Source organism: Roseovarius sp. MBR-79 (assembly GCF_053628555.1).
In genome coordinates this window covers 1-10,232 of sequence record NZ_JBRJGP010000044.1, presented here as the reverse complement: position 1 = coordinate 10,232, position 10,232 = coordinate 1, and the positions used below count along the sequence as shown (strand labels likewise).

Below are 10,232 nucleotides of genomic sequence, written 5' to 3'. Positions count from 1 at the left end.
CCCATGACCCTTGACCTCGCCGCCTGATCAGGCCCAAATCAACCCGCCCGGAGAACGCCGCCGGAGAATTTCCACCAGATTCGAGACACGACCGAGCTTCATAGACTTCGACCATGCCGATGTTTACCGGAACGGCACCCAGTTGCTGGACAAGTTTCGGAGGCCATTCGCCAAACGTCCGCACGCGCAGGCCTTTGATGTCCTCGATCTTGCGGACCGGCGTCGTGCACTGCAGGCGGTAGGGCGCAAGACCGTGGAACAAAATTGGGTAGACGTTGTTCTTCTTCAGCTCTTCTTGGAAGTAGGGGTTTTCCATGGCCAGCTTTTGCTGCACTTCCATCGCAACGACCGGATCTGTAAACGTCAGCGGAATCGAGTTTACGAGGCTCATGAGCGGCATTTGACCGGGAAAATAGGACGGCACGAAGCTGCCTACGTCAACGGCTTTGTTCGCGGTTAGTTCCAAAAGCTCAGTACCGCTCCCCATGGCTCCCGCCCAATAGAAGCGGGTTTTGAGCTCACCATCCGTGCGTTTCTCCAGCTCTTCGGCGAAAAGTTTGTCGGCCTGCGACGAACCCCAGGCTTCTGCCGAGAAGTGCGCCCAACGCCACGTCCCGCTCGGATCCTGTGCCGAGACAGGCGCTGCCACACCAAGGGACGCAACGCAAAGCGCGGCCCCCGCGATGTATTTGATGTAATCCATGATCTCCTCCTTCGTTTTCACTTTTGATAAGAGCTGAAATCAGCCCTAGATGGCTTTCTCTTCGCCTTCTGACCTGAGCTAGGCTGGCCCGTTTGATCTCCTCCAACGGCCGGACATGCCGGATCTGTTCGATCTTTCTTGGCAGGTAGTTCCCTTAATATTTCCGGATGAACGGGTTGGGCATCTTCAAATCTGTCGATATCCAGACACTCTTCGCCTGCATGTATTCGCGCACAGCTTCGACGCCGCCTTCGCGACCGATCCCGCTATGCTTGAAGCCGCCGAACGGGGTCGTGTAGCTGGTCGAGCGATAGTTGTTCACCCAGATCGTCCCAGCCTTGAGCCGCTCGGTCATATACATGGCGCGATGAAGACTGCTGGTCCAGACGCCAGCGGCAAGACCAAAGCGGATATCATTCCCGATGCGTACTGCGTCATCTTCATCATTGAAACGCAGGACCGACAGAACAGGGCCGAACACCTCTTCCTGCGCTATGCGCATTTCATTGGTGACATCTGCAAAGATCGTCGGCTCGACGAACTGCCCGGCACCGTATCCCTCGCCGGTTAGGCGGTTGCCCCCGGCCACGCAACGCGCTCCTTCCTTCTTGGCGATGTCGATATAAGACAGCACTTTCTCGAATTGCGGCAGCGTCGCCACTGGGCCGATCTCCGTCGACGGATCGGACGGATCACCGACCTTGGCCGCGCGGGTGATCTTAACCAGCTTCTCGAGGAATTGGTCATGAATGCTGTCCTGCAGCAAAAGACGGGAGCCAGCCATGCAGGTCTGCCCGCCGGCCGAGAAGATCCCTGTGATCACACCATTCACCGCATTATCAATATCGGCATCATCGAACACGATATTGGGCGACTTGCCTCCAAGCTCCAGCGAAACTGGCTTCAGCCCCATCGCAGCAGAGGCATAAACCTTGCGCCCACCCTCGTCGCCACCGGTGAAGGCGACGTGCGCTACGTCCGGGTGACGCACCAGCGGATCACCGCACTCGGCGCCGAAGCCGGTGAGAACGTTGAAGACGCCCGCGGGCACTCCCGCCTCGACGAACAACTCGGCCAGATGGAGAAGGGAGGTCGGTGTGAATTCGGACGGCTTGCAGATCATCGTGTTACCTGCAGCCAGTGCTGGGCCTGCCTTCCAAGCGGTCAGCAAAAGCGAAGAGTTCCACGGCGTGATACTCGCAACGACACCTATCGGTTCGTACTTGACGTAGTTGAAGACCTTCGGCTTGTCGTTCGGCACAACAGTCCCTTGGATTTTGTCGGCCAAACCTCCGTAGTAATAGAAATACTTGGCGACGTAGCGGACTTGGCCCATCACCTCACTTTTCAACTTGCCATTGTCGCGGCACTCGACCGCCGCCAGCTTGTCCGCATTCGATTCGATCAACTCACCGACCTTATGTAGAAGCATGCCGCGATCGCTTGCCGACATTTGCCCCCAAGGGCCGTCCAGTGCCGCCTTGGCCGAGGCCACTGCGCGGTCAACATCAGCCTGCGTCGCCTGCGACACACGAGCCCAGGGCGCGCCAGTGAACGGATCAAGCGTCTCGAATGTCCCGCCTTCGGCCGCGTCAACAAACTCGTTTTCGATAAAAAGCTGATAAGTCTTCATTCATTCTTTCCTCATGGTAGCTCAGCGAGGCAGATTTTCGCTTCAGGGACGCCCAAGGTCAAAAGACATTCTGGCAAGTGAGTGTGACGCTTTGGAACACGCCAAAAAATGCCAATCATTCAGTACGCTCGATAGCTTGCCGTGCGCCGACTTGAGCACGCGTGAACGCGTGCCTGCCATCTCGGTAGATGTTTGATCTGTCCCCTCCACTCGAACTCCAACGTGTGTCGCGAATTCGACCTACTGCCCCCTCGTTACGAATCTTCTAACTTCAAATTTGAAACGTTTCAACTTTAAATTTATCAACCCAATCACTCCGCTCCCTAAATCCTCCCCCAGCCCCCGCCAAGTCCGCTTCAACATCAGCCTACGAAATTACCGTATGCCCCCGAAAAAAATAATATTTCCATAACTTCTACTCCAAATAGTACTCCATCTGGCCGCTCAAATTTTTCGGCGAAGATGACTTGACACGAACTCAAAACAGGTGTTTCGAATTAAAGATGAATTGTTTCACCAATGTTAACTCGCTACAAGTTCAGCCCGCCTTCACACCTAGCGTAGCTGGGTGTGGTCCGGACCAAGCGGGCAAGGCCGGTTCGGTAATGGAAGGTGTGAGTTCTTACAGATCAGGGGAGGAAGGGCATGACTGCTGGTAACGCCGGACTTGAGTCGCCGGAATTCAAGCTGTTCATGATTCTTTATGCAGAGAGCCCGGCCAACCGCCCGGCATCTCACAACTTCATGTCGCCGATAGACTTTCATGACACGGCCATGCCACTCGATTTCTTTTGCTGGGTCGCAATCGGGTGCAACAAAGTCGTGCTGATCGATAGCGGTTGCGACGAGAAAACTTGCCGTGCACGCGGGCACAACTTCCTGCGCAGCCCGATCGAGGGCCTAGCAAGCCTAGGCATCAAGCCGAGCGAGGTGTCCGACGTGATTGTCACCCATATGCACTGGGATCACCTTGGGAACCTTCCAGATTTTCCCAATGCAATATTGCATGTCCACAAGACTGAGATGGCTCATGCAACCGGCTGCGCCATGTGCCACGAACCGCTACGCCGCCCTTATGACGTAGACCAGGTCTGCGACGTAATTCGCGCGCTTTATGCCAACCGAGCAAGCTTTACCGAAACCGTGACCGACATCCTTCCGGGCTTACGCGTGCACCCGGTGGGCGGCCATGCGCCCGGATTGCAGATCGTCGAAGTCAAGACCGCGCGCGGTCAGGTAGTTCTGGCGTCCGATGCGATGCATTTCTACCTCAACGGCGAACTGCAAAACCCTTACCCGGTGGTTGTCGACGTGCGCGACTATCTCGACGGGTTGAAATACCTACATTCGCTCGCCTCAAGCCCCGAGCACATCATTCCAGGGCACGACCCTAGGTTGCGGTTCCAATATCCTGAAGTGCCGGGAACAAACGGAATCTGGGACTTGTCCCTACCTCCTCTGATCTCGAAGTAAGCACTTAGGAAAATAGCATGATCAACTCGAACCGTCCGTACCCCCTTCTGATCAACGGCGAATGGATCGAAACCATCGAGAGCTTCCCGGTGCTGGACAAATTTTCCGGCGAAGTTTTCGCCCATGTCTGTCAAGCCGATGACGCACTTGCCAACCGGGCCATCGAGTTGGCAGCTGCGGCGCTAGAAGCCGGGCCGCCGCCGCCTTATGAGCGGGCTGAGGTACTTTATTCCGCCGCTCGGCTGATCGAAGGCTATCGCGGACGCCTAGTCGAGGCGATGATATGCGAGGCCGGCTTTACGACCATCGACGCCAGCACCGAGGTGTCCCGCGCGAAGCTCACGCTGGAGTTATCAGCCGAAACTGCCAAGCATTTCACCGGTCACATGGTGCCCTTCGGTGCACATCCCGGATCCGAAAACCGCATCGGTTTTACCGTGCGCGACCCGATCGGCGTAGTCTGTGCGATCACGCCCTTTAACTCGCCGCTGAACACCGTTCTTCACAAAATTGGGCCGAGCTTCGCAGCAGGCAACCCCACCGTGCTTAAGGCCTCCTCACTGACCCCGGTCACAGCTAACATAATGGGCGAGCTACTGGTTGAGGCCGGCATGCCGGCTGGGTTTCTGCACATTATCCACGGCTCCAGCGGACTGGGCGAGACGCTCCTGAAGAACCAAACCGTTGCCTTCTACACTTTCACTGGCAGCACCCGAGTCGGACGCATCATCCAGTCCTATGCCGGGTTGCGTCGCACCCAGCTGGAACTGGGTTCCATCGCCTCTACCATCGTGTGCGAGGATGCCGATCTCTCGGTCGCGCTACCCAAGATCGCTAATGCAGGGCTGCGGAAGGCCGGACAGGTTTGCACCTCTGTGCAGCGGCTTTACGTGCAAGACACGGTCTATGATGAAGTGCTCGACGGGCTAGTGAAACTGGCAAAAACTCTAGTCGCAGGCGATCCCCGCAATCCCGAGACCAAGGTCGGCCCGTTGATTAGCATCGAAGCTGCCAAGCGCGGAGAAGAGTGGATACAGTCTGCCGTGGCAGCTGGTGCCAAACTGCACTGCGGTGGCACCCGGATCGGTAGCGTTATCGAACCGGCGATACTGACCGACATGCCAGCGACCGAACAGGCTTGGTGCAACGAGGCCTTTGCACCGTTGATCGTCCTGCGCCGTTTCACGGATTTCGAAGAAGCGATTAAAGGGGCCAACGACACCCCTTTCGGCCTTGCGGCGGGTGTCTTTACCACCAACATCCAACGCGCGATGATTGCCATGAAGCGTCTGCGCTTCGGCACCGTGCAGATCAACGAGACCTCCTCAGCCCGTGTGGATGTCATGCCGTTCGGCGGCGTGAAAGAAAGCGGTTTTGGCAAAGAGGGCCCCTCCTATGCCGCCGAAGAGATGTCCATTGAACGCCTGATCGTTCTGAACCCATGAACCCCAACCGAGGGCCGTTTGCCCGCTACTGGGCGCATGCCTCCGGGTGACCCAGAAGGAAATAGACCTCTTATGCTCCTTTCGACCTCGTCCTATTACTGTCCAACCAGAACCATTCTCGGGAACGGCTGCTATCGCCAAATCCCGCACCTTCTTGCCGATTTCTCGGCAAGCAAGGTGCTTCTCGTCGTCGATCCCGCGCTGGCTGAAGCCAGCTATGTCAAAGAGATCGGCGAGATGCTAACCAAGAGCGGGATCAGTGCCACTACTTTCTCAGATATCGAGCCGGATCCGGGTGACCAGTCAGTCGCGGATGCACTGGCATGCAGCAAGGCACTTGGCGCGGAGCTGATTCTTGCCGTCGGCGGCGGCTCCACTATCGACGTGGCCAAGGCAGTTGCCATCGTCAGCACCAATGGTGGGCGCATCCATGATTATGAGGGGATCGAGAAGTTCTCGATCGACCCGCTGCCGCTTATCGCGATGCCGACTACCGCAGGCACCGGATCTGAAATGTCGGGTTCCTGCGTGATCACCGACAAGTTGCGCGGCGTGAAGATGTCGATCCGTCACGCGAGACTGAACCCGGCTCGTGTGGCGCTACTGGATCCACTGGCGCTGCAAACTCTGCCGCCGCATGTTGCCTCCCATTCGGGGCTCGATGCATTCGTGCACGCGTTCGAATCCTACATCTCGCGCAATTCTAACCCGTTCGGCGATGCAGTCACGCTCCATGCGCTCAGGCTGATTTCACACAATATCCGCCAGCATGTCGCCAACCCGGCCAATACAGACGCGGCTCTCGAAATGCTCTGCGGCTCCGCTCTTGCGGGGATGGCATTTGGTCAGACCGGCCTCGGAAACGTCCACTGCATGGCGCGGTTTATTGGCGCCCGCTACCACATCTCGCACGGGCTCTCGAATGCGCTTTGCCTACCGGTGGTGGCGCGGTTCAACATGATATCTAGCCCCGAACGCTACCGCGACGTCGCGCAGGCAATGGGCTGCAACGTCGAGGGCCTGAGCTTAATGGAAGCGGCCAACACAGCAGTGACGGCGATCACCGACCTATGTCGCGACCTGGGCATTCCGAGCCACCTGTCAGAAATCGGTATGAAAGAAAAAGACATCCCCGAACTCGCTAAGCTTTGCATAGGCGCGGGGTACAACAAGTGGAACCCGCGTCTGACTTCGGAAAAAGACTTCGTGGATCTTTTCAAAGAAGCACTTTGAGCACTTCGGGCGGCTAGTCTTGGGCACGCCGGGGCCAGAAAGGAGAAAACATGACTGACAAACTTTTCGAACCAATGACGCTGGGTGCACTTGAACTGCCGAACCGGATCGTTGTGTCGCCTATGGCACAATATTCGTCCGAGGGTGACGGCAAGGCCACCGATTGGCATCTGATGCATTACGGCAATCTTAGCGTTTCGGGCGCCGCGATTGTCATCTTCGAGGCGACGGCGGTTCTGCCCGAGGGGCGCGTCTCGCCGCGCTGCCTTGGTATATGGGATGACGCGCATATCGAGGGGCTGAAACGCATCGTCGATTTCGCCCGCCGCCCCCTAGGCGCGAAGATGGGCATCCAGTTAGCCCATGCCGGGCGCAAAGCCTCAGTCGCCCCTCCCTGGCAGGGCGGGGAAGCGCTTCTTCCGGGCAAGGGCGGATGGGCTATCTGGGGCGCAAGCGATTGCCCTTACCCGGGTCGCGTCGCCCCGATCGTACCGGACGAGGAAGATTTGGAGAACATCGCCCTAGCCTATCTAGCCGCTCTGCGCCGGGCCGAGTTGGCCGGTTTCGACTTGGTAGAACTGCATTGTGCGCACGGCTATTTCCTGAACAACTTCCTCTCTCCGCTAAGCAACACGCGCAAAGATAAATGGGGCGGGGATCTCGAAGGGCGGATGCGCTATCCACTGGAGATCTTCCGCCGCATGCGCGCCGCATGGCCGAGAGACCGCGCCCTTGGCGTGCGGATCTCTGGCACTGACTGGGTCCAGCGCGGGTGGACGGTTGACGATTCCGTCGTGTTCGCCCAAGCACTCAAGGCAGAGGGCTGCGATTACGTCGCTCTGTCCAGCGGCGGCACCTCCCCCGACCAGGAAATAACCATCGGCCCCGGCTACCAAGTGCCGCTGTCCGCAAAGGTTAAGCGTGAGGCGGATATACCCACCATGGCCGTCGGCATGCTGTCGGAGCCGGAGTTGGCCAATGAAGTGCTGGTGCGCGGCGATGCCGACTTGATTGCAGTTGGGCGCGGCATGCTTTTCAACCCGCGATGGGCCTGGCACGCCTGCCAAACACTCGATGGCACGATGCGCGTCGTCGATCCCTATCTTCGCTGCCATCCCTCGATGCGGAACCTTCCGCGCTAATATTTGCGAAAGGACCTTTCCCAAATGTCGAACAATCCCAGAATTTTCACACCTTTCACGCTTCGTAAACTTGAGCTCAAGAACCGTATCGTGATGTCGCCAATGGCCATGTACATCTCCGATGAGGGGGAGGTGAATGATTTCCACCGTCTACATTACCACAAGATCGCCATGGGCGGGGTATCGCTCGTCATGGTCGAACAGACCGCCGTCCACCGCGAGGGTCGCATTACCAATGGCTGTCTTGGCCTCTGGCATGACAGTCAGGTGGCGGGAATGAGATCGCTGGTCGAAGGAGTGAAGGAGAACGGTGCGCGCATCGGGATCCAGATTAGCCATGGCGGCCGCAAAGCCAGCGCGCAACGGGCGTGGCAGGGCAACGGGCCACTGACGGAAGAGGATATAGCGCGCGGGGAGGAACTATGGCAACCCGAAGGACCGAGCGATGTCCCCTTCGCCGAAGGCTGGCAGACGCCGCGCCAGATGAGCGTAGAAGACATCGCGCGCCTACGTCAGCAGTTCAAAGATACAGCGCGTCGTGCGATCGATGCTGGATTCGACCTGATCGAGATCCACATGGCACATGGATACTTGCTACAAAGCTTCCTGACGCCGTTGGCCAACCACCGCACAGACCAATATGGAGGTACGCTGGAAAACCGAATGCGCCTGCCGCTGGAGATCGCCCAGGACCTACGCGCTCTGATGCCCGAAGGCATGCCGCTTATGGCGCGCCTATCCTGCACCGACTGGATTGAGGGCGGTTGGACCATCGAGGACAGCGTCGTTTTGGCGCGCGAGCTTAAGGCCATCGGCCTCGATCTGATCGACTGCTCGTCCGGCGGGAACTTGGTGCGCGGCGCGACCAATTCGAACCTCGCGCGCGGCCCAGGCTACCAGGTGCCCTTCGCCGAACGCATCCGCGCGGAGGTGGATATTCCGACCATGGCGGTCGGCATGATCCACACCGGCGTGCAGGCGGAAGCAGTGCTGGCAGAAGGCAGAGCCGATCTTGTAGCTATAGGGCGCCGCATCCTTTATAATCCGTTCTGGACGCTGCACGCGGCACAGGAACTGGGGCATGATCTCGATTTCGGGAACTGGCCGCAACCTTATGGCTGGTGGCTGGAGAAATGGGCCCAATCGATCCGGACAGAAGGTCGCGCTATCTGAACCGCTTGCTTGGTCCAGACCGACACCAGCGACTTGTGTGACGGTATAGAAAGACGTGTCCGGAGAAAACCGGGCCTTCGGAAGGACAAAGCATGGTGAAAGAGAAGAGGGCCGCGGCTGGCAAGAACAAGATCAGGCAGAAACGGCTTACGGTTCACGACGTTGCACAGCATGCAGACGTATCCACCGGCACCGTCTCCCGCGTAATCAACGACGTACCGGGTGTGGGCGCGGATGTGGCCCGCCGGGTTCGGGCCGCGATCGACTACTTGGGCTGGCAGCCGAATGTAGCGGCACAGAATATTCGGTCCTCCGCCTCGCGGATGATAGGCTTCATTTTCTCGGACATCCGCAACCCGCTTTACGCGACCATGACCAAAGGTGCGGAAGAGGTGTTGGGCCCGCGCGGCTACCTGCTGGTCTCGTCCAGCTCAGACGGCCGGATGGAGCGGGAAGTAGACCTAATCGACCTTTTCCGCCGCCGACGTGCCGATGGCCTGATCCTGACCATAACCGACGAGGACAATCCGGAGGTACGCACCGCGATCTCTCGCTCAGGTATTTCCTTCGTGATGTTGGAACGGGAACTGAATGACGAGGCGACCTCGATCAGCGCTGACCATTACGGCGGAACCCGTCAGGCGGTGAAACATTTGATGGAAATGGGCCACCGCCGGATTGCGATGATCACCGGCGGGCGCGGTACATTAGTGATGCGCGAACGGCTGCGGGCGCTTCAAGATGGCATGAGCGTAGGCAAACTGGATCTCGACTCGGACCTTCTGCGGCTGGACAGTTTCGATGCCGATTACGGGTATCACCAAGTCCAGATGCTGATGGGCAAGAAGGAGCCGCCAACCGCGATTCTCTGCCTTGGCGTCCGACTCCTGCCGGGGGTTGTCTCCGGCTTGCAGAACATGGGGAAGGCCTTTCCTGGTGATGTCTCACTTATTTGCAGCAACGATACCGAGACCGCCGGCATTTTGACCCCACCGATCACTGCGATCCGCTATGACGCGCATATGTTGGGTAAAATGGCGGCGACCAGCCTTCTTGATCAGATCAGCCAGGAGAGCGGCCCGCCGGAAGTGAAGAAATTCGAGATCCCGACAGAGCTTGTTCTGCGGGAATCCGTCAGACGTATCTGCTCCACAGGGTGCGTTACATCGTCAAGCTTTTAAAGGCACTGCAGACAGGCCGTATCGGTTTGCGACCATCAGCCTCTTTTCTAAGGTTCACTTGAAAAGATAGCGTTGCCTGCGTCCGATCGCTTCACACCGGGTTTGGTTGAATCTCCGCTTTGCATTCAGCCTTCGCGACATTGAGGGTCTCACGGTAAGCCTCCGGGGGCGGCCGTCTGAACTTGTGTTCGCTCCGATGGTAAGTCCGCCCTTATGTCCGACTTTATCAACCGCCCTCAAATCGAAGTT

General features: G+C 58.1%; 8 protein-coding genes. 6 read left to right on the top strand and 2 right to left on the bottom strand.

Features of this window, described 5'->3' with window-relative positions; all coding sequences use genetic code 11:
* Nucleotides 1-703, bottom strand: a 703-nt coding sequence (locus tag ACSSV8_RS19490; protein WP_454283579.1) for a hypothetical protein, incomplete at its 3' end; no start/stop codon positions are given.
* Nucleotides 704-857: 154 nt separating this feature from the next.
* On the bottom strand, nt 858-2,336 hold the full coding sequence (locus ACSSV8_RS19485) for an aldehyde dehydrogenase (protein ID WP_454283578.1): 1,479 nt from the start codon (nt 2,334-2,336) through the stop codon (nt 858-860).
* Between the two features lie 645 nt (nt 2,337-2,981).
* Between ACSSV8_RS19485 and ACSSV8_RS19480 the strand changes: the two genes are divergently transcribed.
* The 6 genes from ACSSV8_RS19480 (at nt 2,982) to ACSSV8_RS19455 (ending at nt 9,983) form a co-directional block, all read left to right on the top strand.
* Entirely contained in the window at nt 2,982-3,809 is an 828-nt protein-coding gene (locus ACSSV8_RS19480) for an N-acyl homoserine lactonase family protein (protein ID WP_454283577.1), read from the top strand.
* 17 nt (nt 3,810-3,826) lie between these two features.
* The gene (locus tag ACSSV8_RS19475) at nt 3,827-5,254 is read left to right on the top strand and encodes an aldehyde dehydrogenase family protein (RefSeq protein WP_454283576.1); all 1,428 of its coding nucleotides are present in this window, start codon (nt 3,827-3,829) and stop codon (nt 5,252-5,254) included.
* Nucleotides 5,255-5,326: 72 nt separating this feature from the next.
* Entirely contained in the window at nt 5,327-6,487 is a 1,161-nt protein-coding gene (locus tag ACSSV8_RS19470; protein WP_454283575.1) for an iron-containing alcohol dehydrogenase, read from the top strand.
* A gap of 50 nt (nt 6,488-6,537) precedes the next feature.
* Nucleotides 6,538-7,629, top strand: coding sequence for an NADH:flavin oxidoreductase/NADH oxidase (locus ACSSV8_RS19465; protein ID WP_454283574.1), 1,092 nt, complete (start codon nt 6,538-6,540; stop codon nt 7,627-7,629).
* Between the two features lie 24 nt (nt 7,630-7,653).
* Nucleotides 7,654-8,802: an NADH:flavin oxidoreductase/NADH oxidase gene (locus ACSSV8_RS19460; RefSeq protein ID WP_454283573.1), complete on the top strand. Its 1,149-nt coding sequence runs from the start codon at nt 7,654-7,656 to the stop codon at nt 8,800-8,802.
* A gap of 92 nt (nt 8,803-8,894) precedes the next feature.
* Nucleotides 8,895-9,983 carry a LacI family DNA-binding transcriptional regulator gene (locus ACSSV8_RS19455; RefSeq protein ID WP_454283572.1) on the top strand — a complete coding sequence of 363 codons (1,089 nt, stop codon included), beginning with the start codon at nt 8,895-8,897 and terminating at the stop codon, nt 9,981-9,983.
* Nucleotides 9,984-10,232: the final 249 nt, after the last annotated feature.

Excerpts from the sequence above, each read along its gene's own strand:
- ACSSV8_RS19485 (WP_454283578.1), bottom strand. The coding sequence starts at position 2,336 with ATGAAGACTTATCAGCTTTTTATCGAAAACGAGTTTGTTGACGCGGCC.
- ACSSV8_RS19480 (WP_454283577.1), top strand. The coding sequence starts at position 2,982 with ATGACTGCTGGTAACGCCGGACTTGAGTCGCCGGAATTCAAGCTGTTC.
- ACSSV8_RS19475 (WP_454283576.1), top strand. The coding sequence starts at position 3,827 with ATGATCAACTCGAACCGTCCGTACCCCCTTCTGATCAACGGCGAATGG.
- ACSSV8_RS19470 (WP_454283575.1), top strand. The coding sequence starts at position 5,327 with ATGCTCCTTTCGACCTCGTCCTATTACTGTCCAACCAGAACCATTCTC.
- ACSSV8_RS19465 (WP_454283574.1), top strand. The coding sequence starts at position 6,538 with ATGACTGACAAACTTTTCGAACCAATGACGCTGGGTGCACTTGAACTG.
- ACSSV8_RS19460 (WP_454283573.1), top strand. The coding sequence starts at position 7,654 with ATGTCGAACAATCCCAGAATTTTCACACCTTTCACGCTTCGTAAACTT.
- ACSSV8_RS19455 (WP_454283572.1), top strand. The coding sequence starts at position 8,895 with ATGGTGAAAGAGAAGAGGGCCGCGGCTGGCAAGAACAAGATCAGGCAG.